The sequence below is a fragment of the Virgibacillus sp. Bac332 genome (assembly GCF_003667785.1).
In the GTDB taxonomy this organism is placed as follows: Bacteria; Bacillota; Bacilli; order Bacillales; family Amphibacillaceae; genus Virgibacillus; species Virgibacillus salarius.
Genome location: NZ_CP033046.1, coordinates 3245224 through 3272021 on the forward strand (window position 1 = coordinate 3245224; position 26798 = coordinate 3272021).

The 26798-nt window shown below is 35.2% G+C and carries 36 protein-coding genes; 13 read left to right on the plus strand and 23 right to left on the minus strand.

The annotated features are described in order from the left end of the window. Position 1: 1 nt before the first annotated feature. Complete coding sequence (locus D9782_RS15495; RefSeq protein ID WP_026683166.1) at positions 2–1531, minus strand: ABC transporter permease/substrate-binding protein; 1530 nt, start codon at positions 1529–1531, stop codon at positions 2–4. Then, a complete protein-coding gene (locus D9782_RS15500) occupies positions 1528–2595 on the minus strand; it encodes an ABC transporter ATP-binding protein (RefSeq protein WP_121605140.1) in 1068 nt (355 codons plus the stop codon). Before D9782_RS15500 ends, D9782_RS15495 begins: the two co-directional genes overlap by 4 nt. 587 nt (positions 2596–3182) lie before the next feature. Between D9782_RS15500 and plsY the strand changes: the two genes are divergently transcribed. From plsY to D9782_RS15520, 4 genes are all read left to right on the plus strand, one after another. Beyond that, entirely contained in the window at positions 3183–3764 is a 582-nt protein-coding gene (gene plsY, locus D9782_RS15505; RefSeq protein ID WP_026683165.1) for a glycerol-3-phosphate 1-O-acyltransferase PlsY, read from the plus strand. 83 nt (positions 3765–3847) lie between these two features. Beyond that, positions 3848–4780, plus strand: a complete 933-nt coding sequence (folE2, locus tag D9782_RS15510) for a GTP cyclohydrolase FolE2 (protein ID WP_121605141.1) — start codon at positions 3848–3850, stop codon at positions 4778–4780. Between the two features lie 14 nt (positions 4781–4794). Further along, complete coding sequence (yidD, locus tag D9782_RS15515) at positions 4795–5034, plus strand: membrane protein insertion efficiency factor YidD (protein WP_121605142.1); 240 nt, start codon at positions 4795–4797, stop codon at positions 5032–5034. 22 nt (positions 5035–5056) lie between these two features. Continuing rightward, positions 5057–5353, plus strand: coding sequence for a HesB/YadR/YfhF family protein (locus D9782_RS15520; protein WP_026683184.1), 297 nt, complete (start codon positions 5057–5059; stop codon positions 5351–5353). Between the two features lie 89 nt (positions 5354–5442). On the opposite strand, the gene D9782_RS15525 is transcribed toward D9782_RS15520, so the two are convergent. The 7 genes from D9782_RS15525 to D9782_RS15555 all read right to left on the minus strand — a co-directional run bounded on the left by D9782_RS15525 (position 5443) and on the right by D9782_RS15555 (position 11823). After that, positions 5443–5742, minus strand: a complete 300-nt coding sequence (locus tag D9782_RS15525) for a hypothetical protein (RefSeq protein WP_121605143.1) — start codon at positions 5740–5742, stop codon at positions 5443–5445. 2 nt (positions 5743–5744) lie between these two features. Then, positions 5745–6167: an acyl-CoA thioesterase gene (locus D9782_RS15530; RefSeq protein WP_026683162.1), complete on the minus strand. Its 423-nt coding sequence runs from the start codon at positions 6165–6167 to the stop codon at positions 5745–5747. 121 nt (positions 6168–6288) lie between these two features. Beyond that, the gene (tlp, locus tag D9782_RS15535; protein ID WP_026683161.1) at positions 6289–6522 is read right to left on the minus strand and encodes a small acid-soluble spore protein Tlp; all 234 of its coding nucleotides are present in this window, start codon (positions 6520–6522) and stop codon (positions 6289–6291) included. 121 nt (positions 6523–6643) lie between these two features. After that, positions 6644–6748: an FbpB family small basic protein gene (locus tag D9782_RS15540; RefSeq protein ID WP_371413959.1), complete on the minus strand. Its 105-nt coding sequence runs from the start codon at positions 6746–6748 to the stop codon at positions 6644–6646. A 90-nt stretch (positions 6749–6838) separates the two neighbouring features. Beyond that, positions 6839–7432 (minus strand): redoxin domain-containing protein, encoded by a 594-nt coding sequence (locus D9782_RS15545; RefSeq protein WP_026683160.1) that lies wholly within the window; start codon positions 7430–7432, stop codon positions 6839–6841. A 206-nt stretch (positions 7433–7638) separates the two neighbouring features. Next, complete coding sequence (gene acnA, locus D9782_RS15550) at positions 7639–10350, minus strand: aconitate hydratase AcnA (protein ID WP_026683159.1); 2712 nt, start codon at positions 10348–10350, stop codon at positions 7639–7641. Between the two features lie 351 nt (positions 10351–10701). After that, complete coding sequence (locus tag D9782_RS15555; protein WP_121605145.1) at positions 10702–11823, minus strand: ATP-binding protein; 1122 nt, start codon at positions 11821–11823, stop codon at positions 10702–10704. A 255-nt stretch (positions 11824–12078) separates the two neighbouring features. Here D9782_RS15555 and D9782_RS15560 point away from each other — a divergent pair, with 255 nt between their 5' ends. After that, on the plus strand, positions 12079–12552 hold the full coding sequence (locus tag D9782_RS15560) for a DUF2621 family protein (protein ID WP_121605146.1): 474 nt from the start codon (positions 12079–12081) through the stop codon (positions 12550–12552). Positions 12553–12580: 28 nt separating this feature from the next. Here D9782_RS15560 and D9782_RS15565 read toward each other — a convergent pair whose 3' ends face one another. The 9 genes from D9782_RS15565 to D9782_RS15605 form a co-directional block, all read right to left on the minus strand. Continuing rightward, positions 12581–13060: a CcdC family protein gene (locus tag D9782_RS15565; RefSeq protein WP_026683156.1), complete on the minus strand. Its 480-nt coding sequence runs from the start codon at positions 13058–13060 to the stop codon at positions 12581–12583. Positions 13061–13090: 30 nt separating this feature from the next. Further along, positions 13091–13462, minus strand: a complete 372-nt coding sequence (locus D9782_RS15570; protein WP_026683155.1) for a response regulator — start codon at positions 13460–13462, stop codon at positions 13091–13093. A 14-nt stretch (positions 13463–13476) separates the two neighbouring features. After that, complete coding sequence (locus tag D9782_RS15575; RefSeq protein WP_026683154.1) at positions 13477–13905, minus strand: Na(+)/H(+) antiporter subunit B; 429 nt, start codon at positions 13903–13905, stop codon at positions 13477–13479. A gap of 62 nt (positions 13906–13967) precedes the next feature. Further along, a complete protein-coding gene (locus D9782_RS15580; protein WP_026683153.1) occupies positions 13968–14672 on the minus strand; it encodes a cytochrome c biogenesis CcdA family protein in 705 nt (234 codons plus the stop codon). Positions 14673–14852: 180 nt separating this feature from the next. Further along, positions 14853–15074, minus strand: a complete 222-nt coding sequence (locus D9782_RS15585; RefSeq protein WP_026683152.1) for a YneF family protein — start codon at positions 15072–15074, stop codon at positions 14853–14855. Positions 15075–15119: 45 nt separating this feature from the next. Then, complete coding sequence (gene sirA / locus D9782_RS15590) at positions 15120–15578, minus strand: sporulation inhibitor of replication protein SirA (RefSeq protein ID WP_026683151.1); 459 nt, start codon at positions 15576–15578, stop codon at positions 15120–15122. A gap of 596 nt (positions 15579–16174) precedes the next feature. Then, a complete protein-coding gene (gene tkt / locus D9782_RS15595) occupies positions 16175–18175 on the minus strand; it encodes a transketolase (RefSeq protein ID WP_026683150.1) in 2001 nt (666 codons plus the stop codon). Between the two features lie 106 nt (positions 18176–18281). Next, on the minus strand, positions 18282–18518 hold the full coding sequence (locus D9782_RS15600; RefSeq protein ID WP_026683149.1) for a DUF896 domain-containing protein: 237 nt from the start codon (positions 18516–18518) through the stop codon (positions 18282–18284). 117 nt (positions 18519–18635) lie between these two features. Next, positions 18636–19274, minus strand: a complete 639-nt coding sequence (locus tag D9782_RS15605; RefSeq protein WP_121605147.1) for a YneB family resolvase-like protein — start codon at positions 19272–19274, stop codon at positions 18636–18638. A gap of 282 nt (positions 19275–19556) precedes the next feature. On the opposite strand from D9782_RS15605, the gene lexA reads away from it, so the two are divergent. The 4 genes from lexA to D9782_RS15625 all read left to right on the plus strand — a co-directional run bounded on the left by lexA (position 19557) and on the right by D9782_RS15625 (position 21291). After that, on the plus strand, positions 19557–20180 hold the full coding sequence (gene lexA, locus D9782_RS15610; RefSeq protein WP_121605148.1) for a transcriptional repressor LexA: 624 nt from the start codon (positions 19557–19559) through the stop codon (positions 20178–20180). Positions 20181–20342: 162 nt separating this feature from the next. Beyond that, positions 20343–20534: a polysaccharide deacetylase family protein gene (locus D9782_RS15615; RefSeq protein WP_026683145.1), complete on the plus strand. Its 192-nt coding sequence runs from the start codon at positions 20343–20345 to the stop codon at positions 20532–20534. Positions 20535–20716: 182 nt separating this feature from the next. Further along, positions 20717–20902 (plus strand): hypothetical protein, encoded by a 186-nt coding sequence (locus tag D9782_RS15620; protein ID WP_121605149.1) that lies wholly within the window; start codon positions 20717–20719, stop codon positions 20900–20902. Between the two features lie 95 nt (positions 20903–20997). Then, positions 20998–21291, plus strand: coding sequence for a hypothetical protein (locus D9782_RS15625; protein ID WP_026683144.1), 294 nt, complete (start codon positions 20998–21000; stop codon positions 21289–21291). Positions 21292–21380: 89 nt separating this feature from the next. On the opposite strand, the gene D9782_RS15630 is transcribed toward D9782_RS15625, so the two are convergent. Further along, complete coding sequence (locus D9782_RS15630) at positions 21381–21944, minus strand: CBO0543 family protein (RefSeq protein ID WP_121605150.1); 564 nt, start codon at positions 21942–21944, stop codon at positions 21381–21383. Positions 21945–22186: 242 nt separating this feature from the next. Here D9782_RS15630 and D9782_RS15635 point away from each other — a divergent pair, with 242 nt between their 5' ends. Further along, a complete protein-coding gene (locus D9782_RS15635; RefSeq protein ID WP_026683143.1) occupies positions 22187–22786 on the plus strand; it encodes an undecaprenyl-diphosphatase in 600 nt (199 codons plus the stop codon). An 855-nt stretch (positions 22787–23641) separates the two neighbouring features. On the opposite strand, the gene D9782_RS15645 is transcribed toward D9782_RS15635, so the two are convergent. Further along, positions 23642–23953 (minus strand): DMT family transporter, encoded by a 312-nt coding sequence (locus D9782_RS15645; protein ID WP_026683141.1) that lies wholly within the window; start codon positions 23951–23953, stop codon positions 23642–23644. Further along, positions 23935–24291, minus strand: a complete 357-nt coding sequence (locus tag D9782_RS15650; RefSeq protein ID WP_026683140.1) for a DMT family transporter — start codon at positions 24289–24291, stop codon at positions 23935–23937. The genes D9782_RS15645 and D9782_RS15650 overlap by 19 nt, the downstream gene beginning before the upstream one ends. Positions 24292–24409: 118 nt before the next feature. Here D9782_RS15650 and D9782_RS15655 point away from each other — a divergent pair, with 118 nt between their 5' ends. Next, a complete protein-coding gene (locus tag D9782_RS15655) occupies positions 24410–24649 on the plus strand; it encodes a hypothetical protein (protein ID WP_121605151.1) in 240 nt (79 codons plus the stop codon). Positions 24650–24805: 156 nt separating this feature from the next. On the opposite strand, the gene D9782_RS15660 is transcribed toward D9782_RS15655, so the two are convergent. Further along, positions 24806–25159: a YxeA family protein gene (locus tag D9782_RS15660; protein WP_051388473.1), complete on the minus strand. Its 354-nt coding sequence runs from the start codon at positions 25157–25159 to the stop codon at positions 24806–24808. A 376-nt stretch (positions 25160–25535) separates the two neighbouring features. Between D9782_RS15660 and D9782_RS15665 the strand changes: the two genes are divergently transcribed. Further along, positions 25536–26018, plus strand: coding sequence for a MarR family transcriptional regulator (locus D9782_RS15665; RefSeq protein ID WP_121605152.1), 483 nt, complete (start codon positions 25536–25538; stop codon positions 26016–26018). Then, positions 26011–26424, plus strand: a complete 414-nt coding sequence (locus D9782_RS15670; protein WP_121605153.1) for a nuclear transport factor 2 family protein — start codon at positions 26011–26013, stop codon at positions 26422–26424. Before D9782_RS15665 ends, D9782_RS15670 begins: the two co-directional genes overlap by 8 nt. Before the next feature lie 154 nt (positions 26425–26578). On the opposite strand, the gene D9782_RS22985 is transcribed toward D9782_RS15670, so the two are convergent. Continuing rightward, positions 26579–26776, minus strand: coding sequence for an alpha/beta hydrolase (locus tag D9782_RS22985; protein WP_162986407.1), 198 nt, complete (start codon positions 26774–26776; stop codon positions 26579–26581). Positions 26777–26798: the final 22 nt, after the last annotated feature.

Below are 26798 nucleotides of genomic sequence, written 5' to 3' on the forward strand. Positions count from 1 at the left end.
TCTACTCCGTTACAATGAGGTCATGTTCTTCTAAGAACTGTTCAGCGACCTCTTCTGGAGATTTGTCTTCATAATCTACTTGATAATTCATTTTTCTCATTTGTTCATCTGTAATTTTCCCTGCGAGCTTGTTTAATATCGTTTCTAATTCTGGGTGTTTATCTAATGTTTCATTCTTCATTAGTGGTGCTCCTTGGTATGGGGGAAATAGATTCTTCGGATCTTCTAGAGTAACTAAATCTAATTCAATCATATAGCTATCTGTAGCATAGGCATCAATGATATCTACATCGCCTGTCGTTAATGCATCTTGTCTTAACCCAGGATCCATGGTGCGTACATCGTTTATATTTAAATTATATTTGTCCTGCATACCTACATACCCGTCATATCTGTCTTTAAACTCTAATGTAAATCCTGCAGTTATATTATCCTCTATTTGTTTAAGATCACTAATATTTTTTAGACTATATTGTTCAGCTAATTGCTTGGTAGTAGCTACAGCATACGTATTATTAAATTTCATCGGTTCTAAATATGCCATATCATATTGTTCGTTCATACCCTTTTTTGCCTGTTCATAGACTTGATTTGCTTCATTACTATTCGCTTGGTCGCCTAAATGGGTTACAATGGCTGTCCCTGTAAATTCAGGAAAAATATCGATGCTCCCTTCCTTTAGTGCATCAAATACCAATGAAGTTTTCCCCAAGCCTGCTTCTAATTCTACCGTAAGATCCGTGTCTTGCTCAATTAGTAATTTATACATATTGATTAAGATAGCAGGTTCTGCACCCAGTTTACCGCCAATTACTAAATCAGCTTGTCTGGAATTACTAAAAATAAATGGAGATACAACAATTAAAACAGCTATTAATAGCATGGAAAGAAAAGCTTTAAAGCCTGCCCTTCTGGAGATGCGCTCAAACCCACGTAGTATAAAATCCAATATGATTGCTAATAAAGCTGCGGGTATTGCACCAAGTAAAATGAGGTTAACATCTGCTCCGCGATCAAGACCGAGAAGAATTAACTCCCCTAATCCTCCTGCCCCTATAAGCGCTGCAAGTGTAGTAGTACCGACAATTAAAACCATTGAAGTACGAATTCCTGCCATGATAACGGGCATTGCTATCGGAAGCTCTACCTTTGTTAATCGCTTAAACGAATTCATCCCCATCCCAGTAGCAGCTTCTTTTAATGCAGGGTCTACTTCTTTAATCCCTGTATAACTATTTCGAAGTATCGGTAACAATCCATAAGCAGTCAATGCAATGATGGCTGGTAATGTTCCAATACCAAAAAAAGGAATTAAAAAAGCAAGCACAGCTAGGCTAGGGATCGTTTGCATGACTGCAGATATGCCAATAATTGGTTCAGCAATTTTAGGATACCTTGTTAAAGCTAAACCTAATGGTACAGCAATGACAATTGCAATTATTAATGATAGTAATGAGATTTGCAAATGTTCCCAAATGGTTTCCCAAAACATATCTTGTCTGTTTTGAAATACTGTAATGAAATCGTTCATGATTGAACCACTCCATTCGCTACTACGGCTTTACTTTTTAGATATGCCACGATATCGCGATAACTAATGACCCCTACCAGTTTATTTGCTTTGACTACTGGATAAATCGTTTGATTTGATGATTCAATAATTTCCACAGCTTTAATTAAGGGCAGGTCATTCTCTAACCGAATTCCATCTGTTAGAATGCCAGATTGTAACAAGCCCACATACATATTATTTTCATCACGCACAATATAAGTTTGTAACTTAGAGTAATTACAGTTATTATAGGATGATTGAGAAAGGACGTGTTTTTGTGATGGATCAGCTATAATATCTACCGCTGTTTGCCATGGAGATTTCCTTTCACCAATAAAGTCTTTAACAAATGGAGATTGTGGATGCAAAATAATATCTTGGGGCCTATCAAGTTGGACAACTTTTCCATCCTTCATCAAACAAACCCTATCCCCTAATGCCATCGCTTCATCAATATCATGGGTAACAAAAAGAATAGTTTTTTTTATTTCTTTTTGCAATGAACGAATATCTTTTTGCAATTGCTCTCTGCTAATAGGATCTAATGCACTAAAAGGCTCGTCCATTAGAATGATATCAGGATCTGCAGCTAATGCTCTAATGACACCTATCCGTTGCTGCTGACCACCAGATAGTTCTCGCGGCATTTTGTTTTGAAAAGTTGCAGGATCTAACCCAACCATATCTAACAATTCTCGATTTCGTTGTTTAATCGCTTTACGTTTCCACTTTTTCATTTCTGGAACAACTGCTATATTCTCATCGATCGTTAGGTGGGGAAATAATGCAATTTGTTGCAGTACATAGCCTATATTCCATCTTAGTTCATGGATATTATAGGAATCAATGGCTTTGTCATTTATGTATATTTCACCTGACGTAGGTTCAATTAAACGATTTACCATTTTCATTGTGGTTGTCTTGCCACAACCACTAGGTCCGATTAGAGTCATGATTTCCCCTTTTTCCACACGAAAGGAAATATCTTTTATCGCTTCCGTTCCATCTGGGTAGATTTTTTTAATATGTTTAAATTCAATCATGGCTTCCTCCTTAGCTATTCCTTCTCTAATTATTCCCTATGTTAAAGCAATATAGTTATTTCCCCTAATGAAACGATCTCAAACATAATAAACTTATCATGAAATATGGTTCTTAAAACGCTGTGTTCGTGCTAAAATAAGAAGCAGCTTATTTTTTATGATTGGAATCAATTTCATACGTGCTCACTTCCACCAATCCCCCTTACAATTCTATAAAATGAAAGGGAGGCATAAATTAGTGGAAAGTCTCTAATCTCTCCTTACCCTCTATGGTTTTACTCGTAAGGGCCTTGTAACCAGTTAATACTGGAGAAACTCTAATAATCCGTAAATGGAGAAGAGCGGTTTCATTTTATAATCAGAAAGTAACAACAGCTGCGGAGAAAAAGTGTGTCCAGATAATAGTCTGGGGTAACGAAGCTGCTCGGAACTTTCCGTTTATAGCGTGGAAAATCAACTGTATGTATTTTCCTTATATTCATGCAAATTGAATGATGAAATTGCAGCAACAGTTTTAAAAATAAGCCTCATCTATCGTATCTCCTGTTTGTTTGATACATACATAAATGAAGAAAGAAGGAATTTATATGGAGTACATTTTGTTTGCTATTATTGCTTATTTATTAGGTTCTATTCCTTCAGCATTAATTGTTGGCAAGCTGGGATATAATAAAGACATTCGCCAACATGGTAGTGGGAATTTAGGCGCGACAAATACGTTTCGTGTATTAGGAATTAAAGCAGGAATAATCGTAACACTTGCAGATATCTTAAAGGGAACAGCAGCAACATTAATTCCGCTTATATTCGATGCTGATGTTTATCGTCTCGTAGTTGGCTTATTTGCCGTAGCTGGGCATACGTATCCTATTTTTGCAAAGTTTAAAGGTGGGAAAGCAGTAGCAACATCAGGGGGAATTATTTTAGGAATTAATCCATTATTATTTATTATTATGATCACCACATTCTTGCTAAGTCTCTATCTGTCCAAATACGTCTCCTTGTCCTCGATGATAACAGGTATCGTTACAATTGTTTTGTCGATCCTTTTTAAGGATATTGGGCTTATCATTGTTACGACAATACTTACAATTTTCGTTTTTTATAGACATAGAGAGAATATTAAGCGGATAAAGAATAAAACAGAACCGAAAATTACTTGGATGTAATTCTTTCCTATCAAAACCTATACATTGAATCTTTATAACACCTACAGTATACTTTTATTAGCAAAGAGAAAGGGGACGATGTTATGGATAATACACAGACATTCCCAAAGAAGAAATTGCCTAACAAAGAACAACGTCATAAATTATTTGGTTCTGTAATGCCGGTCCCGAGAACAAAACCTGTCGATAAAGTGCATATGGCAGATTTGCAAAATACGAAAAAGGACTTCTTATTTGATTTGGATGCAGTTGGAATTACTAAGGTAAAACATCCAATAACCATATACAGTTCCTTAACTCCAGCCAAGCAAACTACAATTGGTGAATTTACCTTTACATCTAGCTTGAAGCAATCAAACAAAGGAACAAATATGAGTCGCTTTACGGAACAGTTAGCAAATTATCATGCTAATGGGTTTGCAATGGATCTTCATACATTAAAATCGTTTGCAAAAGAATTAGCGGAACGATTAGATCAACAGGATGCCTCCCTTAAGGTGAGCTTTCCTTGGTTTTATGAGAGACATGCCCCAGATACCAGACTTGCTGGAATGAATCATGCCAATGCTACCATTAGCATTAATTATGATAGACAGCTCGGTTATCAATTGGCTGTATCTTTAGCTGCGTCGATTACAACGCTATGTCCATGCTCGAAAGAGATTAGTGAGTATAGCGCACATAACCAACGAGGTAACGTCAAGATCGAAGTATCATTATCAGAAGACTATGATGAATCTTTATCAGATTGGAAAGCCATATTATTAGAGGCTGCTGAGAGCAATGCAAGTGCAAGATTACATCCAATCTTAAAAAGAACAGATGAAAAAATGGTTACGGAACAGGCATATGAGAATCCAAGATTTGTAGAAGATGTGGTAAGGCTAGTCGCAGCGGATTTGTATGAGCTTCCATTTATAACGAAATTTAAAGTTAGCTGTCGGAATGAAGAATCCATTCATATGCATGATGCTATTGCTACAGTCAGCTATGACAAAGAAAATGAAACTTATTAGAGAAGGTCATATCTATGAAATATCTCTTCATTGGATTAATAAAATTTTATCGATCAGCTATTAGTCCATTCACACCACCAACTTGCCGGTTCTACCCTACTTGTTCGGAGTATGGACTTGAAGCATATAGACGTTTTGGCGTATGGAAGGGAACGTATTTGACCGTGAAGCGAATTAGCAAATGCCACCCGTTTCACGCTGGTGGAGTAGATTTAGTACCGGAAAAGAGAAAAAAGCAAGATGATAATAGATAGAGAAACAAAGGAGTTGTCTTCATTGAATATACAAATTAGTAAAGAAGCTGCAAAATGGTATAAAAAAGAGTTAGATATAGACGAAGATACTTCCTATGTTCGATTTTTTGTAAGATATGGTGGCATTGGAGGAAATGTGCCCGGCTTTTCATTAGGTGTAAGCAATGAAAAGCCGGAAGATCTACATACCTCCATTGAGGTTGAAGGTGTCACCTTTTTTGTTGAAACAAAAGATGAATGGTATTTTGAAGATAAGGATCTTAAGATCAGCTACAGTAGAAAAAAACAGGAGCCCACTATGAAGTATATTACGAACTAAACATAGCGGTTATTAGCAAAAGGGAACTCTCTAGGAAGTTTCCCTTTTGCTTGTTTATCTATACAAGTAAGGATGGAATTATTTCTATGTTATAATCGAAATCTTTCTATTTGTTCCCATTGCTCCTCTTTACGTAATATTTCACTTTGCTTTTCACCAAATAAGTCAAAATGGGGGTAATTTAATTTACGATCAATCCATTGAGGCATTAGACCATATGGTTCACCCCAAGAAATCAACTGATCTACATTTTTGCAGCCCACCTTTGTAACTGTAGTACATCCTGGAAAACGATTATCTATCCAATAATGAGTTAGGAATGCTATTTTTCCAGCGTTAATCTCATTTTTCCACCTCAATATTTCCTTACGATCTATTCCAAAAGCCATGATTATTCCTCATTTAATTGTTTTGTATAAGCTTCATGCCAATCAGGAAAAGCTTTTCTTAAGGATAATGGTCTAAACGTATCTTTTTTCACTATAACATGCTCTGTTGTTCCGCTTACAGCTACTTCTTCTTTATGATTTAAAATCTGATAGCCATATACCGTTCGAATACCATCGTATGTTTCTAGCCATGTCTTCACAAATGCATCCTCACCATAACGAATTGGCTTTTTAAACTGAATCGTTGCGTTTGTAACGGGAGACACGATTTGATGCTCTTCCATATCTGTATAATGAAAACCAAGAGATTCGATAAATTTTGTTCTTCCAATCTCAAACCATACAAGATAATTAGCATGGTAAACAACACCCATCTGATCTGTTTCTTGATATCTGACTGCAATTGGTGTCCTGACTGATTGCACTGATTATTCCTCCCAGCTTCTTTTTCTCTCAACATATAGCTTAACATATTTCTTCTAAATATTAAGTGACAGCGACTTAAAATCCCCCGATTCACTTTAACCTAGTATCGGGGGAATTCACTTAATTCAACTCATTATGCTCATGTTCGTCCTTTATCTCTTTTCGCATACCTTCAATGGCTTGCTCTCTTCTTTTATTTTTTGCTTTTATAGCTTCTTTCTCTTCACCGGAAGAAAATTGCATCGTTTCATGTGCTTGTTCCATATTTTCAATTGTATCCTGAACCATATCCTGTAACTTTTCTACATTATCACTACGATCATCTGGCTTTGGCTGGTATTTATCTGTCGTCATGAATAAATCCCTCCTTTCTTTTGTCTGCACCTATTATTTCTTGTGAATGCATCTATATACTAGAAAATTTATCCAAAAAAACACTTCCCACGAATGGAAAGTGATTAAACTTCTATCTATTTTATTGAACTTCTTTTTGAATAGGTTTTCTTTTTAATTCCAATTGCTTTTCGATCTTGTCCATGAGTGATCTGTCTTTTAATATTTGCTGACGATTTTCACTCACTAATTCATCAAACGTACGTTTTTTCTTTAAAGAAATGGTAATTCACTCCTTTTTAGAAGAAGCTTTACCAGTTTAGCTTAAATATATACCTTAATTAGCAGAATTAATAGTATCTTTCATAAATTCATATGTCATTGGTCCGGGCTTCACTTGATGGATTTTTCCTTTTGTATCAATAAAATAAGTTGTTGGAACACTAAATACTTGGTACATATTACGTGCCTTCGATTTTCGATCCAATGGTATAGGATATGTATAGTCATACTTATTAATATATTTGTGAACATCCTTTTCCTTTTTTTCTGAGTCAGTTAAATTAACGGCTACAACCTCTACATTCTCTTTATGTTCATTATAGAAGTCTTGCATTGCTGGCATTTCTTTACGACAAGGTGGGCACCATGTTGCCCAGAAATTAAGAATAACCTTTTTACCTCGTAAATCAGACAGTTTTAGTGTATCTCCACTAAGTGTCTCAAGTTGAAAATCAGGTGCAGTATCACCAGGTTGAAGTACTTTGTCCTTTTCTACTGAAGAAATAGCACCACCTTCAGCATCTGTATCACCGCTTACATTATATTCATTATCTTCTTTTGAAACTTCGTTTCGTTGTTGAACATAGTTAAAAAGTACAATTCCAGCTAGCACGATGATCACAGTAATTCCAACTATTTTTTTTAACATACACGATGTCTCCTTGCTAATCATTATAAATGCGATTTTCTATTCTATTTTCCTATCCTTATTAAATGGTATGTAAAATAATTGGGTTTGTAAAGCTACATACGTTATCGTTCGTAAAAAATTCACCATTATCTCTTCATAATATTATAGAAAAAAGCCTCTACAATTATGATCGTTGTAGAGGCTTTTTAAGATATAGGTGAAAATTATACTTCTAACTTGTTACGTAATACCATCTGTAAGATGCCGCCATGACGATAGTAATCAATCTCTACATCACTATCAAATCGTGCAACAGCTTTAAATTCTGTTTTCGTACCATCTTCACTTACCGCTGTTACATTTACTAAATCATGTGGTTTTACATCTTCATTAACTTCAATACTAAAGCTTTCTTTACCAGTTAAACCTAATGAATCTGCACTTTCTCCATTTTCAAATTGTAATGGTAGCACACCCATCATAACTAGATTAGAACGATGAATTCGTTCGAAGCTTTCGGCAATTACGGTTTTAATTCCTAGTAAATTTGTTCCTTTAGCGGCCCAATCGCGAGAAGAACCCATTCCATAGTCCTTACCGCCAATAACGATAAGACCAGTGCCATCTTGCTGATACTTCATTGCTGCATCATAGATAGGCATAACTTCTTCTGTTGGCCAATACGTTGTAAAGCCGCCTTCTGTACCTGGAGCAAGTAAATTACGAATACGGATATTGGCAAATGTGCCACGCATCATAATTTCATGGTTTCCACGACGAGATCCATAAGAGTTAAAGTTACGAGGTGAAACGCCTTTATCTTGTAGAAATTTACCTGCTGGCATATCTTTTGCAATAGCACCTGCAGGTGAGATATGGTCTGTAGTTACAGAATCACCAAATTTACCAATAGCACGTAAGTTATTCAGTGGCTTGACTGAGTCAGCCTCTTTCGCTAGACCTTCAAAGAATGGTGGATTTTGAATATATGTCGATTCACTATCCCATTCAAATAATGGTTCATCTGTCGTATCAATTTCATTCCAGCGTTCATTCGAACTAAACACATCTTCGTATTCTTTACGGAAAATCTCAGGTTGAACAACTTTTTCTACCTGTAACTTGATTTCTTCCATGGATGGCCAAATATCATTCATGTATATTGGATTTCCATCTTTATCGGCCCCCAAAGCATCTTTCGTAAGATCAATGTCTACCGTACCTGCCAACGCGTAAGCTACTACTAAAGGTGGAGATGCAAGGTAGTTTGCTTTTACTAATGGATGGATACGTCCCTCAAAGTTACGATTACCAGAAAGAACAGACGATACTGTAAGGTCATTATCAATAATCGCTTGCTCAATTTCTTCGCGTAATGGTCCAGAGTTACCAATACATGTTGTGCATCCATATCCTACTAGGTTAAAGCCAAGTTTGTCTAAATAAGGCATTAGTCCAGCATCCTCTAAATATCTGGTTACTACTTTTGAACCTGGTGCTAATGAAGTTTTTACGTATTCAGGTACGAGGAGCCCTTTTTCTACTGCGTTTTTCGCCAATAGACCAGCACCTAACATTACGTAAGGATTGGACGTATTTGTACAAGAAGTGATTGCTGCGATAGCAAGTGCTCCTGTTTTCATAACGGATGATTTCCCATTTGGATGCTCGACAACTGCTTCTTTTTTGAATTCAGATTTATCAAGTCCAAAGCCTTGGTTTCCAGCGGGTGCTGTAATCGCCTTATTAAATTCTTTTTTCATATTTGATAGCGCGATTAAATCTTGAGGACGTTTCGGTCCTGAAAGGTTAGGTTCTAGTTCTGATAAATTAATCTCAACAAGATCCGTGTACTCTGGATCTTTCTGATCTGCAGAATACCATAGGTTATTTAGCTTACAGTATTTTTCTACAAGATCAATTTGCTCTTCGTCTCTACCAGTTAGACGTAAGTAGTTCAATGATTCCTCATCCACTGGGAAGAAACCACATGTTGCGCCATACTCTGGTGCCATATTAGAAATTGTAGCACGATCTGCTAATGGCATATCCTTTAAACCAGGGCCAAAATACTCAACAAATTTGCCGACTACGTTTTTCTCACGTAATACCTGTGTTACTTTCAATGCTAAGTCAGTAGCTGTTGTTCCATTCGGAAAACTTCCAGTGAACTTAACTCCAATTACTTCAGGAGCAGGGAAATAAGAAGGTTGCCCAAGCATACCTGCTTCAGCTTCGATACCGCCAACACCCCAGCCAAGAACGCCTAATCCATTAATCATTGTCGTATGTGAATCCGTTCCCACAAGTGTGTCTGGGAATGCAACGTACTCACCATTTTCGTCTTCTAAGCCATGTACTACATTTGCGATATACTCTAGATTCACCTGATGCACAATTCCTGTAGCCGGTGGTACAGCACGATAATTATCGAAAGCTTTTTGCGCCCAATTAAGAAATTCATAACGCTCTGCATTTCGTTCAAATTCTAAATCCATATTGGCTTTTAGCGCATTTGCTGTACCATATTGATCTACTTGTACGGAGTGGTCAATAACTAGATCTACTGGTACTTCTGGATTAATTTTACTAGGTGTTCCACCCATATCTACCATTGCTTTGCGTAAAGAAGCAAGATCTACTACTGCTGGTACACCTGTGAAATCTTGTAAAATAACGCGCGAAGGCTTGAATGGAACATCTACACCCTTTCCTGCTTCTGTGCCCCATTTAGTTAGGCGTTCGACGTGCTCATCTTTGATTTGATGTCCATCATGTTGACGAACAAGTGATTCTAGGAGAACACGAACAGAAAATGGCAAGCGTGAAATTTCTCCTAATCCAGCTTCTTCTAAAGTTTTCAGTTGATAATAGTTGTAGGTTTTTCCATTGAGTTCAAATTGCTTTTTAGCATTAAATGAATTACTCTTCCCCATGTTTGTACCCCTTTCATCATGCATGTCATACAAATTACAACGTACGACATCTTTTTCACTTTCATTAACAATATAATATAAACCTTACCCACTTACTCTATATTAAAGGAAAATGTGACATAAAACAAACCATTGAAACAACACTTTATATAGTAAAAATTTATGTGAAGTGATAATTTTTTCTTATATAAAAATCAAGATACATCAACTACTAGTTATAAATTATAATGTAATAATGCAATTCAGTTTTATTTGTCACCAAGGCTCACCAAACTTCGCACTAATTTGTATAGTACGTATTCTTCAAAGAAAATCACTATCTGTTATTTGAACATTAAAAAACGATCGGGATTATTTATTGGATAATGGAAAAATAATGCGGAAAGTACTCCCCACTTGTTCTTTAGCTTCAATTTCTAAGAAAGCTTGATGCCTTTCGAGAATTTGTTTCGTTATCATAATACCTAGACCAGTCCCGCTTTGCTTTGTTGTAAAAAATGGTTCTCCGAGCTTATGTATGATTTCATCTGGAATACCTGGTCCTTCGTCAATTATACTGATTTCCACATGGGTATCACTAGATGTAGATGTTAAATAAATTTTACCACTCTCTTCCATTGCTTCAATTGCATTTTTCACCAAATTGATTAGTACTTGTTTAATTTGCGAGCGATCGCAAAATACGCTTTCATGCCTGGATACGGAATATTCAATATGAATATTTTTCATCTTTGCTTGAGGTTGTAGTAATACGACGACATCATGAACCATATCTAAGATGGATTCCATTTTCTTATTATCTGTCAGTGGTTTCGAGATAAAAAGTAACTCAGAAGTAATTGTCTCCATTTTTTCAATTTCATCAATCATGATATTATAATATTCTTCTTTTCTGTTTACACCTGCTTGAAGCAACTGCAAAAATCCCTTTAACGATGTTAGCGGATTTCTGATTTCATGCGCAATTCCAGCTGCTAGTTGTCCAGCAACTGACATTTTTTCTGAACGTATCATCATTTCTTCCGCTTCTTTTTTATCTCGTATATCAGCAATAGTAGATAAATAGAAAATTTCATCTTTCTGTGGATCTTGTAATTTTACTACAGAACATTCTGACCAAATATACTTGCCATCACTGTTTAGTATATTCATGGTATAAAGTTGGTTTTGTGAAAATCTTTGCTCAAAATTGTCTTTAATATAACTTGCGTCATCAGCAGAAATCATCTCATGCCAAAACTTTCCCGCTAATTCAGACGGGTGAAATCCTAGTAAATGCTCTGTTGACTTAGAACTAAATATGACTCTTCCTTCTTCATCTAAGACAGTTATGATATCATGACAATTGTTTTCTACCCATGCAAGCATAAATGAAGGCAGTGAGGATAATTGTGGGTAGCGCAATTGCACCGGCTTTGTTTCGGCAATGTGGATAGCTTCCTCATTATTTTGGGTTCCGTGATCATACCCCATCATTTTTCCCCCTTTTTTCGCAAATTTCAACAATTCCTTTCTTCTACAATTTATATTTATGATCTATTCTCTGATAGTATGACGCTTGTTTGTAAATCTGTTTCAGCTTATAATATAGTTGACTATGTATTTTCAAAAAAACATCCAATTATTGTTAATCTTACTATAAGTGATGGAAAAAATAAATTAAATAGTTAAAAATTTTGTCACATTCCTGCGAATTTTTGGTAAAAAAGAGGAGAATAAGGTGAAAATATGTCGGTTATTGTTGATTACTTAATAATCATTTGGGGATTCATTATGATTGGATTAATGGCCATTGGTGGTTTTTTTATGTTTCGTAAATTCCTCAAGCGGTTACCAAAAGAAGATGGCAAATCAATCATGGACTGGGAAGAATATTATGTTAATAAAACAAAAAATATGTGGAAAGAGGAAGAAAAGGAGCTACTTGATGAATTGGTTTCGCCAGTTCCTGAATTATTTAGAGATGTTGCAAAGCATAAGATCGCGAGCAAAGTAGGAGAAGTCGCTCTTATGAAAGATAAGACTACCATTACGCAGGATGTTTTAATAGAAGGCTACATTATTGCAACTCCGAAACGTGACCATAAGTTTTTGCGTAAAAAGTTAGCTCAAAAGAATATCGATACAAAGCCCTATGAAGAATTTTTTCAACTATCTCGAGATGACTATGAGCAAGATTGGAAACGGAAACACCAAAAATAAAAGCGTCAGACTGCTTGGTCTGACGCTTTTATGTATTCATTTTCATGTTCAACTGTTTCTCTAGCTGTAAGTACTTGTACAGCATCGATAATCGCCATGTAACAATCATGCCGAAGGCTAACAGAAAGAACATTCCGCTTGTTTCTCCAACAGATATCTGACTTCCTATCGCTAGCTTTATAATAATCCGAAAGATAAGTAAACCAAATAATATAAATACAAATGATTTCGACGGAACCAAGTATATATCCTGGTTACGAATTTCGAATTTCGATGTCTTTATCAAAAATATGGAGCAAAAAATTCCAACTCCTACAGCTTCAAGTACTTGATACCAGCTAATATGAAACATTGGAAATAGAAACATAAGTGCTCCTGTACTCATAAAAAATGGCGGTAGGATAATTTTCTTTACGGAAGCTGGTTTCTTTGATGCCTTTAACCGAATGAAAATCATTGTTATCGCCATGAATGCTGCAACTAACGTACTTGCTATGAACCAAAACATTATGTAGTCACACTCTCTCTTATCGTCTAATTACTCATTCTTTAGGTTCAACACTCTATTTACAGTGTCTAACACACGATCTTCATCAAATGGTTTTATGATAAAATCTTTGGCACCTGATTCAATCGCTTCAACCACTACCTTTTGCTGACCCATTGCTGAGCATACGATAATCATTGCATTTTTATTTATTCTACAAATTTCCTTAATTGCATCAATGCCGTTCATCACAGGCATTGTGATGTCCATTGTAACTAGATCAGGCTGCAATTCTTGATACAGCTTAATTGCCTCCTCGCCATTCTCAGCTTCCCCGACAACTTCATGCTGTTCACTTGTCAAAATGGTGGAAAGGGTTACGCGCATAAATTTAGCATCATCGACCACAAGTATTTTGGCCATAGCTTTTCCCCCTTTTAATCTTGGTCATTGGCAATTGTTAATATAATTGTCATCATTACACCAACAACTGTCAAGTAAACACCTATATCAAAGATCATTGCAGTTGCAAGTTCTATCTTCCCAAAGATCGGAAACGTATAATAATCATAGGTCTGTGATAAGAAAGGAGCTTTAAAAAGGAATGATCCAACTCCAGTACCTACAGCGATTGCAAGACCTATTGGAATTAACTTTGTAAAATCGATTGGCAACACTTTTTTTACAACATCTGCTCCATAAGACATATTCATTAATAAAATAGCGCCAGATGTCATGAGTCCACCAACGAATCCTCCACCTGGAGAATTATGTCCGGCTAATAATAAATAGACAGCGAAGCCTAAAAGAATAAAGGCAATCAATGATGAGGTAGTGCGTAATATAAGATCATTTGGTTTGTACATGGTTATTGCCCCTTTATAGCATATATACTACTTATTTTAATATAAAACATATAGAAAATCCATTAAAAGCCAGAAAATCCAAACAATCCTGCTAAATATGAGGTTAATGCCGTCATCCAATTAAAAAATAAAGCAACCCCCATAACGATCATGATGTAACCGCCTATTTTTACAAGTCTCGTACTGTACTTCTTTATCCAATTGAGCTTTCCGATAAAAAAAGATAAGACAAAAAACGGGACGGAAAAACCTAATATATAGCTTACCATCATAAGCACACCAATGTCCGGATTATTAGCTGCTAAAGTTAAGACGATACCTAGAATTGGACCAGTACAAGGTGTCCAACCTAAAGAAAATGCTAATCCAATTAAGAATGATCCAATAAAACCGGCAGGCCTATTTTTGAACGTTATTTTCTTATTTTTCATCAAAAAATCAAAATTTAATACACCGACAATAACAAGCCCGAAGAAAATAATAATAATGGCGCCTACTTGTCTTATGATATCTTGATACATAATTAAGAATTGCGAGATGCTTAAGCTTGCAAATCCCATCATAATAAAGACAGCAGAAAATCCTAATAAAAAGAATAAGGTATGTAAGATACTTTTCAGATTGAGCATTTTATTATCATCTTTTAGTTCACTTACACTCATTCCAGTAATATAAGATAAAAAAGCTGGATAAAGTGGTAACACACAAGGCGAGATAAACGAGAGAAAACCAGCCCCGAAAGCGATAAACACATTTATGTCAGACATGATATACCTCCTATTTGCATGAATGCATCTATTGTATCAAATCAAGCGATTACATAGGACTCCTATTTTTGACAATAAACCAAAAGTTTAAAGTTGTTATACGAAATTAGAATACCCCTTACCATTAGAGCAAGGGGTATGGTTGCAGCTATGAACGCTTCTAAGTATATCAATAAGTGCCTATTTTCCTGATTGATTGTTCATTGCACGCATCATTTGATTAATTTTCTTTTGTGATGGTTTTTGACCCATTTGCATCATTAATGTGCGAAGCATCTGTTCATTAATCGGTGGATTCTTTTTTAAGTAGCTCATCATATATTTTCTAGCAATGAAAAATCCAAGAGCAACACCAACAATTAACGCTGCTATAGCAATTAGTACGACCCAGATCGTGTCCATGTAAAGCTTTCCTCCTTCGTGTTGTCTCTTATACAGTATAGTAAATCAAAGAAAAGAATACAATACTTGTTCTTCCTGATTTTTGCTATGTGTAAGAATAGGAGCTAACCATCCAAAATTTTGAATATTATCTCCTATTACAAAAAGCAATCGCTGCATTTGTCTTAGAACAGGAAAAAGCAGCTCTTCTGCATCCTGTAGTGATTTACAACGAAATTTTAATTGATTTTCATTTATATGTAAAGAAATAAACGCATCCCTACTATAAATTTTCAATCCCTTCTCTTCATTTTGCTCCAAAATTCTTAAATGTCGATAGTTTGTTAAATGGTTGATAATTTCACTATAACTAAATGGATACGTAATATAATTAAACTGCATAGCTAAGTCTTTTCGATCTGAGTTCATTTGATAATCCTTTAAGAATCGATATAGAACTCCACTTTTATGGAAGTAATGGTTGGCGACCTCTTCTTTAATCCAATAGATAGAATACGTATACATAGGATCTCCCCCTCTATATAATCTATTATACGGATTCTATTTCAAAATTATGTCAGATTGTATTGTAAAAATGCACTTCTTTTGTCGATTCAGAAAAAATAAGATTGTTATATTTACTATGCGTAACGTCAAATATATTTCCTAAAAGAAATAGCAGCCAAATCGGTCGCTTTTCGTTGGACTAAAGAAGTTAGACTAGCTGGACGCGGCTTAACACGTCCATATTTACCCACATGGGCAAATTTTACAATTTCCTAGACGATAAAAAAGAGGCTCGGACAAAACACAACTTTTCTTTACTCATAATAAGCATAATCATGTTATCAATAGGAGGATCTTCGCCGCACCGTGAACATATACGCGTTTTCCGCTGGAACGCCCACAGCTAACTTGGTAAAGAGAAACACGTTACCACGTGGATCTTCGGACTCGTGCTGTTCCCGCTGGAGTCTCACTTATTTCAGGTGCTAATTTAATTTTTCTAATCAAAAAATGAGCGATAATTAATTTCAACTAATTATCGCTCGTTTTTAATTGTTTCTTCATTCTTTTGTCTCAGCCTCTTTGGCTATAAACGTGTTATATCTTATTTAAAGTTATTCCATCATTGATTCAACGTGTTTCACAACATTTTCCACAGTAAAACCATACTCTTCGATGACTTTTTCTCCTTTTGCGGATGCACCAAATGTATCAATTCCAATAACCTTACCGTGATCACCGATATATCGTTCCCAACCGAATGGGGAAGCCATTTCAATTGCAACCCGGCGTTTTACTTCAGATGGGATAATTTGTTGCTTATATGAGTCAGCTTGTACATTAAAACGATCCCATGACGGCATGCTGATAACCCGGACATCGATCCCCTTCTCTTTCAGTTCAGCTTGTGCTTGAATTGCCAATTGAACTTCAGATCCAGTTGCTAATAGCAAGGCATCAGGTGTTGCCTTCTCCGCATCACTTACAACATAAGCACCTTTTTTCACACCCTCGTAAGCATGCTCTTTTGTACCAGATAATGTCGGTAGATTTTGTCTCGTAAGAACAAGTGCTGTAGGTGTATCTGTCGATTCCAGAGCCAAGCGCCAAGCAGCTTGTGTTTCATTTCCATCAGCTGGACGAATAAGTGATAATCCAGGCATTGCGCGTAATGAAGCTAATTGTTCGATCGGTTCATGAGTTGGCCCATCTTCACCAACAGCAATCGAATCATGCGTGAAAACATACGTTACCGGTGTATTCATAATAGAAGATAGACGAACTGCCGGACGCAAGTAATCACTAAATACAAAAAATGTTCCAGCATACACATTTAATCCACCATGTAATGCCATACCATTCAATGCTGCTCCCATTGCATGTTCTCTTACGCCAAACCATATATTTCTCCCGGCATAATTGGTGCGTGAAAAATCATCTTCATCATTTATTGTAGTTTTATTCGAGCCAGCTAGATCCGCACTTCCACCAAAGAAGTTCGGTACAGCTTTTGCAATTGCATTCAGTACTTTACCTGAGGAAGCTCTTGTAGCTAGTGTATCCTTATCAGGCTCAAATACTGGAAGGTCTTTTTCCCAATCGACAGGTAATTCACCATTTAAAGCGAGTTCAAATTCGCTTGCTAATTTAGGATATCTTTCTTTATATACTTCTAGTAGTTGATTCCAATTATCTTCTACTTCAGCACCATGCTTAACAATTTTTTCGTTAAAATCTGCGTATACTTCCTGTGGTACATGAAAATCATCATGTCCCCAATTATAGAATTCTTTTGTTAATTTTACTTCATCTGTGCCGAGAGGAGCCCCATGGGAAGCAGCAGATGCTGATTTGTTGGGTGACCCATATCCAATTACTGTTTTTATCTCAATTAGTGTAGGTTGCTCACTATTCGTTTGCGCAGCTTTAATAGCATTTCGAATTGCGTTTACATCATTGCCATCCTCAACAGTTAACACTTGCCATCCATAAGCCTTGAAGCGTTGTTCTGTGTTGTCAGAGAATGAACGATTTAGATCACCATCAAGTGATATATCATTCGAATCGTATAAAGCAATTAGTTTACCTAAGCCTAAATGACCAGCAAGTGAAGCGGCTTCGTGTGAAATTCCTTCCATTAAGTCTCCATCACTTACAATGGCATACGTATAATGGTCGACAATATTTATATCTTCCGTATTAAATTTTGCAGCAAGATGAGCTTCTGCCATTGCCATTCCAACAGACATAGCGATACCTTGTCCGAGCGGTCCTGTGGTGGCTTCTACACCATCTGTATGATGAACTTCTGGATGTCCAGGTGTCTTAGAACCCCATTGACGGAATGATTTCAAGTCCTCAATGGTTACATTGTATCCTGATAAATGTAGTAAACTATAAAGCAGCATTGACCCATGCCCTGCCGATAGTACAAAGCGATCACGATTAAACCATGTTGAATGTTTAGGATTATGATTCATAAAGTCAGTCCATAATGTATATGCCATCGGTGCAGCTCCCATTGGTAATCCTGGATGTCCAGAATTTGCATGTTCAATGGCATCAATGGATAACGTACGAATGGTATTAATTGATTGTTGTTCCATATTCGACATAAGATTACTCCTTCCACTATTCCAAGCTTTTGTATACTCTTTTTATTCTATAACGAAACATAGTTTGCCACAAGCAAAACAATGTGTGTGTCAAGTACCATGACACTTACTCTTTATCTTTTTCTTGATTTTGCATGTCCTTTACCTTTTGTGGTGTTACATCATTGCCATTTGGGTCAACAACTGTCATCGATTTAAATTGATTTTTAAATGAGCTTCGAACGTTTTGCAAGTACTCTTGACGTAACTTTTCTTGCTCCTTCTTTTCAACTGCAGATAGACCTTCTTCTTTTGCTTTTTTTGCTAATACATTTATACGTTCTATTTTATCTTTAGATAGCATCTAATAACCTCCAGTTTCATATAGAAAGTTTTGAAATTGTAGTTGTACGAAAATAGAAAAGGCAAGAACATAATTAGTGTTCTTGCCTTTTTATCTTACCTCTACCATATCATATATTCAAGTATTTTGAAATTCCTGATACCTTCTATGGACCGTAGCCTTCGAAACGGAATAACCTAATCCATTTAATGTAGTGGCAATCTCTTCGAATGTCAGATTGTTTTCCCGCAGACGTACCACTTCTTCAATAGGAAAAGTCTTTCGCTCACGACCAGGTGCCTTATCTTGATTGGATAAATTGTTACTAGGATTATAGCCGTTTTTAATAGCTCTTTGAATACCTCTTTTTATTTTAGCATTATGTATTTTTCGCTGATATTCTTCCACAATGCCAACAATTTGAAGAACCATGGAATCTGCTTCAGATAGTTCTAACTTACCATCATGGTAAGAAGTATAGATGGGTATGTTTAATTTATGTAGTTGATGGAACAGCGCTATTTTTGTATTACCTCTACCTAGACGAGTTTCGTCCTGAATGAGTAAACAGTCTGCCTCTCCATCAGAAAACAGATCAAGCAACTGAAAAATGCCATCTCTATCAATCTTATAGCCACTCTCTTGTTCTTGGATGCAACAACTAACCGTTAAATGATTGTTTGTTGCTAATTCCATTAATTCATGCTTTTGTCTTGCAAGTGACGTTTCCTGTGTTTCCTTATCTGTACTAACTCTGCAATAAATAATTGCCCTCAACATACTATCTCCCTATGAAAATAATTAACTAGTGATAATAGAATAATATAAGAATCCGAGCGTTAGTGCAAAAGCAATGAGGTAGAATGCGTCTGTTTTTGTTATTTTTTGGAACATTGAAACAGGCCTCCTTATCAGTATAGGAACTTTTGTTCGCTTGTTGTTTTAAGTATTACACGAACATACGATCTTGTCAAGGTGTTTTTCGAACGAACGTTTGCATTTCCAACAACCCGATGGTAAACTAGTTATAATTAATCCTATGTGCGAGGTGATCAATACATGACTAAACTATCGAAAAGGCAGCAAATGATACTTGACTACATTAAAGATGAAGTAACAAAAAAAGGATACCCACCTTCTGTACGTGAAATTGCCGAAGCCGTTGGACTAGCATCTAGTTCAACTGTTCATGGTCATCTTTCCAGGCTAGAAAGTAAGGGTTTTATTCGCAGAGATCCTACTAAGCCTAGAGCTATAGAGGTATTAGATCTTTCTCAAGATAATAATATACCTAGAAATGAAGCGCGCTATGCACCAGTCATTGGAAAAGTTACTGCCGGTCTTCCAATAACAGCAGTAGAGAATATTGAGGAATTTATTCCATTGCCATCCAATAGTGCGAGTCCAGATGATAACTTATTTGTACTTGTCATTGAAGGTGAAAGTATGATAGAAGCCGGTATTTTGGATGGAGACATGGTAATAGTAAAGCAACAGAACACTGCTATCAACAGTGATATCGTTGTAGCGATGACAGATGAAAATGAGGCAACGGTTAAACGTTTCTTTAAAGAAAAGGATCATATTCGTTTACAGCCTGAAAATTCAACAATGGAACCACTTATTTACGATAACGTAACGATTCTAGGTAAGGTTATCGGTCTATATAGAAACATCCATTAAAAACTGCCAATTGGCAGTTTTTTTATAGTCTAGGAAATAAAATTTGTCTATGTGGATAAAGATGGGCGTGAGCCATGTCTAGCTCCTGCACCCAGAAACGAGGTGATTTCACGAATCGCCCTAAGACCGGAGAAGACCAGGGGCTAAAAAATTGCCAATCATGTGAAGTCAAATGTGACACCTGGGGATATTATTTTACTGGATGACTCTGGTGGAAATCGTAGTCAAACAGTTGAATCATTAGAGGACATATTGGCTTATTTTCAAAGATTGAATTACCAAATGGTAACGGTCTTTGAATTACTCCTCTATGGTAGTACTAATCAGTTTAATCCATTGCTCTTTTATCCATAAAATCAAGACTATTATACATAGCCTTCTGAGTAGAAGGCATATTTTTTCCTTCATAAACATGATTGTTACCGCATTTAATTGGCTATCAGACAAAATAAAACGTTTATCATAAGACACAAGCCATCTCAAATATATGAACATTGAATATATTAGCATTATATCAATGAAAAGAAGGAAATAATATGTGGAAAAATAGTAGATGTGGTGGAAGAAATGATGATGTAGCAGGTGTGACAGACGCAAACGGCGATGACTTCGGTGGTGACGTTATTATAAATGATAATGACAACGATCTAAAATCGAGGAATCGAAATGTACCTTTGCAAAAATCTCTAATAGTGGGAATCCTATGTAGATGTCAGCTCTGATGCTGATTCAAGGAGAAAGAAGAAGAAAAAGAAAAAATATAGTGGGATATATTCTTATGTATCCCACTTATCCTTTAAAAGGTGAGTGATTTTTAATGGAGAGACCTAATCTATTTTCGTTAAAACCATATGACGACGGTTTTCCAGATCAACACATTACAAATAAATCCGCTGTTAAACATAGCGGTAATTCAGATGTCGATGTAAATGTGCATGTCGACACCAAACCGATCGCCTATGCTATGCTATGTACACTATTAGCTTCTAAGCAAATATCCAATGAAGAATTTGAAGAGGCGGTTAGTAGACTAGATAAATTAACAAATCGAGAGAAACGAAAAATGAAAAATGTAGATGACTTTATCAGGCCAAAGTTAAATAAGCGATGAAATTAAGAAGACTTTCTTCTTGATTTCATCGCTAAATCTTTGACTAACTCTACAATACATATTTCATAAACTCAATTTGAATCCTTATATTATTTATCGGTTATTTTTTTATAGCTATCCATATTATAAAAAAGATACGCTATCATAATTAAAAATAAGTAGATAAAAAAGTCATAGAATGTTGACCAACCCTTTGGATTATAAAAATCAATTGCATTAAATAAATTCATTCCTCCAAATGCGGCGATTGCAGCAAAAATACTACCTTTTAATAACGGATTCCAGTTTGGCTTAATTTGTAGAACAAACATGACTGCAACGGGAGCCATTGCCAAGTGATATGGAAGAAATAATAAAGGTGATATTGGAGAGAATTTCATAGGATAAGACCATAAACCATATGATAAAGCAATAAGGTCAATTAACAATGAAAGAATGATGGTGATAAATCCCCCGATTAAAAGCCGCCCTGTACTTTTCTTATTCCTAAACAAGAACCAAATGAGCCAAGGTATGATAAATAATCCAATACCTAGCCACCATTGCCATGAAAACAAAAATGCGTTAAATACAGCATCTACCATTAAGCGATTCACTTCAACTAATTGATTATAAGCATTTTCTGTTTGTTGTAATCCTTCGTTAACTGTCACTATTATCCCTCCGTTATAAACATAGCTTGTGTAATTTATTACCATTTATGTATAGTCAAATGAACTTGATTAATTAAAAAATGCTCATAGTAATATATAAAGTAAATAAGCTCTCTTCAAATCCCCTTTTCAATTCGTCGACTCTATTCTTGCAAGATTGTAAGAATGATGTAAGGAAAATAAATACCATATTGTAAATAAAATAACTATACTTTCCTCAGAACCCTAAGGAGGAAAGTTTTATGAATCTTAATCAAATGAATATTGACTTGTTTCGAATGGTGAATAATCTAGGTAAGGAGTTTTCCATACTAAATCCAATTATGACGTTCATTGCTGAATATATGATATTTTTTTTAGTTCTAGGCATCGTCATTTTCTGGTTTAGAAGACAAAAAAACAATCAGCTTATGATTATTTGCGGCTCCATTACGTTTGTGTTAGCAGAAATAGTCGGAAAATTTGTAGGGAAATTCCATTCTAATCATCAACCTTTTGCTGAACTTGCTAATGTCCATAAGCTTGTAGAACATACGGTAGATAATTCTTTTCCAAGTGATCATACGATATTCTTCTTTTCTTTTTGTATGACTTTCTGGCTTTTCAAAAAGCAAGCGAAGGTGTTTTGGATGATGTTAGCCTTGATTTTAGGACTATCACGAATTTGGGTAGGTGTACATTATCCAGCAGATGTCTTTGTAGGAGCCATAATTAGTATTCTAGTTGCAATACTTGTGTATCAAATAGTACCGAAGCTTACTATTATAAGGAAATTGTTAGTTATTTACGAAAAAGGAGAGCGATTAATACTGCCAGCAAAAATGAAATCTAAAGAGCATTAACATATAAAAGGATAATAAAAATAAGCGATACTCCTCTTTCTTAACGTTTTTAATTTATACATAGAAATATAAGAAACAGAAGCTTACTCTCTTTATTGTGTCAGAGTTACAAGCTTCTGTTTTTCATTACTGTTTATTCTTCATATAACTGGCAGCAAGACCCCCACTTCAAGCAATAAAGTGAAAAATATTGGTAATCGATGGATCCACTTCCATTAAACGCAAAATTTTTTAAGTTATATCCTTGTGGTACTAACAACTCAGTAGTGAAAAGAAAGTCCCCCCCACTGATTGAAGTTTCACCTTCTAAGAAGTTTGGTACATATTATCAGAATAACTAAATAGATCTATTGCTAGTTAACCGAGAAATTATGGAGTTTGCAAATCCCCTAAGATAAGGGTATTCATTAATAACACAGGCTGGTATAGAAAAAGTTTGAGCTTTATCCCTATTACCAGATGATAGAATCTAGTAATTTTTACATCTATAGACTTAAAAAGCCGATTTTCCTTACTACATTGATTACGTAATTTCTCCCCCTTGCCATTAACCTCATCAAGAATATAACTGGCTTGTTTGTACAAAACCAGCACAAAAGTTCTTTCTTCTATCATCCTGCTGATTCTTAAGAATTACTATTAGGAATATATACTATTGACATTTAAAAACTAAAGATATATAGTATAAATATATGCGATATGTGATCTACGTCTTAATTGACAGAAAATTACGTTAAACAAGAAAATTCCTTAGCACTTTAATAATCTACTATATGTCAACATAGCTTTCTAACTGACTATATTGACATATGTGAGATGTATGTAACGTAATTATTTTGGTTTTACCTTATTCATTCAAAAGGCTTCTAATATAACAACGCCTGCAATAATGAATAATAGACCTCTTAATTTACGAAAAGAAAATTCTTCTTTGTATACGATTATATTAAATAAATTATTAAAGACAATAGACAGTCCTGACCATATCGCAAAAGCTATACCCATATTCATGTATTTTATAGCAATGGATAATAGCGTTATAGCTGCCATAAACGAAACTAATGCTGACAATATGTACCTTATTTTTGTCATACCATCTGTTTTTTTGACAAATATATGGCCAACAACAGCACAAATGGTTGATATCATTAAGAGAGATATTCCCATTTCTGCACCACTCCTTTTTGTTTAGGGTTTTTACTAAGGTTAACTACACCTATTAGGATCAAAATAATACCTATTAATTTAAGTGTGGAAATTTTTTCATCAAATGCAAAAAAACCTACTAAAAGGATTATAATCGTCCCAAGTCCAGCAAACAATGCCCCAACTACTCCTACTTCTTTTCCTCTAGTATTCCACATATATAATAAAATAGAGGATAAATAAAAAGTAATCGCAATGATCGTTGGGATAAGCTTGGTTAGTCCGTAGGAATAATTTAAAAAAATTACACCGATTACCTCAAAAATAACAGCTAGTCCTAAACCTATCCAAAATCTCAAATAATTACCCCCTTTATATAAAAATATATACATCTTCCAATATAACAATAGATTTAATGAATATCAATAAACGAATAAAATGTCGGAATAGTAAGCATTACATGAAGATATTTACATCATGAATTCTATCATACGCAAAAAAACCGTAAATGAAAGATATTTACGGATTTTACTATTCGCTACCAAATATCGTATTTTGATTTTCATTGCCTCGTATCCAGCATTATCACAGGCAGTAACATTCCCACTTCAAGGAAAGCCAATATTAGTAAGTGAGGGATCGACTGCCAGTAATTGTCCGATTGGTATAAGGCCATTAGGTCATACCCTTGTGGTAGGAACAATCAGTGGGGAATAAACAGAATCCCCACTGATGATAGTTTCATTTTATTTTTTTACATATAGATCAATTTGTGTAACTTGTCTTTAGATCATTTTAGTGAGCAAATCAAATTTACTTGTCAAACCACTTAGCTCCCATCAACATACCTGTGTATATTTAATAGAATGGAACTCACAGTTTTTCTTTCGCATCTTCTGGTATAGTATCATATGGAACTTCCTCCCATTCCTTTACATAACTACGTTTAGTTGTTAAGCGAATATAAGCTCCCTCCCGTAGTTTTTTACTAGCCGAAAATGTTACAGTTCGTACATCACCAGATTTTTCATACCCCGATAATGTATATTCATATCTTGGTCCTTCCACCTCTTTAGCAGTACCGTCAATTTTTACGTAAACACTCGTTTTAGGAATAAGAGGATTAAGCATATCTGCCACTTCATTTTTTACTAACGCAGTAAAGGCAAACAGAGCTATAACTATAATGGCTAGCAAAATGAATAGTATCCTCAACATATTCTTCATCTACATCACCCCACTTTTAATATCATATTTATTCATAGCTTAAAAGATCAGATAGCTACTAGCCATAGAATTACCTTTCATCTTGATGACATTATTGTAAGAATGAATGATCTACTGTCAATATTCACTCGAAATAGAACGCTTATGCTTTCCTCCTGTTCAATATACGTAAGCTCTTGTCCGTTATAGTTGGTATTTTATCCCGTATATAACTGGCAGTAACACCCCAACTGATTGAAGTTTCAATTTATCAGTATTTTGCTTTTCATTTTAGCTTTCACTTTTGCTCATGCGTACTCTTCATTGGAAAAATTGACATTTCATTCATACATGTTAAAATGTTGTTAACCGGTTAACAAAAATAAAGGAGGTACACATGAAAACTTCTGAGATAGAAAAAGCAATTGCTGCAATTGAAAATTTTATTGTACAACGTGAGAAAAAATTAAAGAGCTCTAACTATACTTCTTACAAAGATTCAATCGATGGAAATAAATGGACCTTAACACAAATGCATATTGTCTCTTTGATTAAGAATAATCCAACACGGGTTAACAATGCATTTTTAGCAAAAAGCTTAGGGATTTCTAGACCAGCTGTTTCTAAAGCGATTCACACCTTAATTGAGAAAAATATGATCATTGCAGAGAAGAAAATATCTAATCAGAAAGCCATTTATTACGCTTTAACTGATTCAGGACACAAGTTATCGATCATCCATGACAAACTACATCAAACAGCTAAAGAGCGGTATTCTAAATTACTTGATCAATTTTCTGAATCTGAATTAAAAGTTATCATAAGATTTTTGGACGCTTGGTCTGGTCAAATTATCCAAGGAGGAAAAGATGATGAATAAAAAACAAGCATATCAATTTTTTACGGAAGTTTATCAGGAAATTATTGTGAACTTAAATATTAATCAAATTCCTGAATATTTTAGTGAACAATACATTCAAGTAACCGATGGAGTGCGTACAAATATGATTGATTTCACAAATCATATCGTCACATTAAAAGAGCATGTAGCATCCATGTCAGTTTCTCCTTTTTATGATTTTCTGTTTGACAAAGCCAAACAAACAGTAACTCTCAGATATATTGTTCATGTAAATAAGAAAAACGGAGAAACGGGCGATGTTGAAGTAATAGCGATTTTTGAATTAGCTAACAATAAAATCATACGTTGTAACGAAATGACTTGTCCTTTGAGCAACAATAAAGAACTTGAGAATATTGGAACTATAAATACTAATGTACGTTAATTTATTTTTCATACCGTTCAGAAAAGCCCCGTCCATTATTGAGACGGGGCTTTTCTAAACTAAAGTAAACGTAATTCATCATTATACATTTGCTAAAATCATACTGTTTTAGTGAATATCAAAAACGATAATCAACTAGCATAATAACAGCATCCTATATTCGCAATTGAGATTTTGTTACAATAATGGTTGCAACATCAAGAATGGTATTCCTAGCTGCTAGACTGATACCAGTGAGTTGAAAAAAAACATGATTTACTCCAACGTAACATTTACAATGCGAATCTACATTTGCTTGTAATAACCTTCTATATAAATTCTCACCTTTGCTTGCGCTAATAAGCTCGTTCATTGGATGTATGCCATATTAAAAA

Bases quoted from the DNA above. Each gene is read 5' to 3' on its own strand.
- yidD (WP_121605142.1), top strand. From the start codon at position 4,795: ATGAAATATCTCTTCATTGGATTAATAAAATTTTATCGATCAGCTATT.
- D9782_RS15600 (WP_026683149.1), bottom strand. From the start codon at position 18,518: ATGCTATCTAAAGATAAAATAGAACGTATAAATGTATTAGCAAAAAAA.
- D9782_RS15625 (WP_026683144.1), top strand. From the start codon at position 20,998: ATGGAGAGACCTAATCTATTTTCGTTAAAACCATATGACGACGGTTTT.
- D9782_RS15500 (WP_121605140.1), bottom strand. From the start codon at position 2,595: ATGATTGAATTTAAACATATTAAAAAAATCTACCCAGATGGAACGGAA.
- D9782_RS15525 (WP_121605143.1), bottom strand. From the start codon at position 5,742: ATGGCTTTTGGAATAGATCGTAAGGAAATATTGAGGTGGAAAAATGAG.
- D9782_RS15565 (WP_026683156.1), bottom strand. From the start codon at position 13,060: ATGTTTTGGTTCATAGCAAGTACGTTAGTTGCAGCATTCATGGCGATA.
- D9782_RS15670 (WP_121605153.1), top strand. From the start codon at position 26,011: ATGAATAAAAAACAAGCATATCAATTTTTTACGGAAGTTTATCAGGAA.
- D9782_RS15635 (WP_026683143.1), top strand. From the start codon at position 22,187: ATGAATCTTAATCAAATGAATATTGACTTGTTTCGAATGGTGAATAAT.
- D9782_RS15645 (WP_026683141.1), bottom strand. From the start codon at position 23,953: ATGGGAATATCTCTCTTAATGATATCAACCATTTGTGCTGTTGTTGGC.
- D9782_RS15665 (WP_121605152.1), top strand. From the start codon at position 25,536: ATGAAAACTTCTGAGATAGAAAAAGCAATTGCTGCAATTGAAAATTTT.
- D9782_RS15585 (WP_026683152.1), bottom strand. From the start codon at position 15,074: ATGGACACGATCTGGGTCGTACTAATTGCTATAGCAGCGTTAATTGTT.
- sirA (WP_026683151.1), bottom strand. From the start codon at position 15,578: ATGTATACGTATTCTATCTATTGGATTAAAGAAGAGGTCGCCAACCAT.
- D9782_RS15575 (WP_026683154.1), bottom strand. From the start codon at position 13,905: ATGTACAAACCAAATGATCTTATATTACGCACTACCTCATCATTGATT.
- D9782_RS15660 (WP_051388473.1), bottom strand. From the start codon at position 25,159: ATGAAGAATATGTTGAGGATACTATTCATTTTGCTAGCCATTATAGTT.
- D9782_RS15620 (WP_121605149.1), top strand. From the start codon at position 20,717: ATGTGGAAAAATAGTAGATGTGGTGGAAGAAATGATGATGTAGCAGGT.
- acnA (WP_026683159.1), bottom strand. From the start codon at position 10,350: ATGGGGAAGAGTAATTCATTTAATGCTAAAAAGCAATTTGAACTCAAT.
- D9782_RS22985 (WP_162986407.1), bottom strand. From the start codon at position 26,776: ATGAACGAGCTTATTAGCGCAAGCAAAGGTGAGAATTTATATAGAAGG.
- lexA (WP_121605148.1), top strand. From the start codon at position 19,557: ATGACTAAACTATCGAAAAGGCAGCAAATGATACTTGACTACATTAAA.
- D9782_RS15545 (WP_026683160.1), bottom strand. From the start codon at position 7,432: ATGTTAAAAAAAATAGTTGGAATTACTGTGATCATCGTGCTAGCTGGA.
- D9782_RS15570 (WP_026683155.1), bottom strand. From the start codon at position 13,462: ATGGCCAAAATACTTGTGGTCGATGATGCTAAATTTATGCGCGTAACC.
- D9782_RS15580 (WP_026683153.1), bottom strand. From the start codon at position 14,672: ATGTCTGACATAAATGTGTTTATCGCTTTCGGGGCTGGTTTTCTCTCG.
- folE2 (WP_121605141.1), top strand. From the start codon at position 3,848: ATGGATAATACACAGACATTCCCAAAGAAGAAATTGCCTAACAAAGAA.
- D9782_RS15655 (WP_121605151.1), top strand. From the start codon at position 24,410: ATGAATTCTATCATACGCAAAAAAACCGTAAATGAAAGATATTTACGG.
- tlp (WP_026683161.1), bottom strand. From the start codon at position 6,522: ATGACGACAGATAAATACCAGCCAAAGCCAGATGATCGTAGTGATAAT.
- D9782_RS15495 (WP_026683166.1), bottom strand. From the start codon at position 1,531: ATGAACGATTTCATTACAGTATTTCAAAACAGACAAGATATGTTTTGG.
- tkt (WP_026683150.1), bottom strand. From the start codon at position 18,175: ATGTCGAATATGGAACAACAATCAATTAATACCATTCGTACGTTATCC.
- D9782_RS15560 (WP_121605146.1), top strand. From the start codon at position 12,079: ATGTCGGTTATTGTTGATTACTTAATAATCATTTGGGGATTCATTATG.
- plsY (WP_026683165.1), top strand. From the start codon at position 3,183: ATGGAGTACATTTTGTTTGCTATTATTGCTTATTTATTAGGTTCTATT.
- D9782_RS15555 (WP_121605145.1), bottom strand. From the start codon at position 11,823: ATGGGGTATGATCACGGAACCCAAAATAATGAGGAAGCTATCCACATT.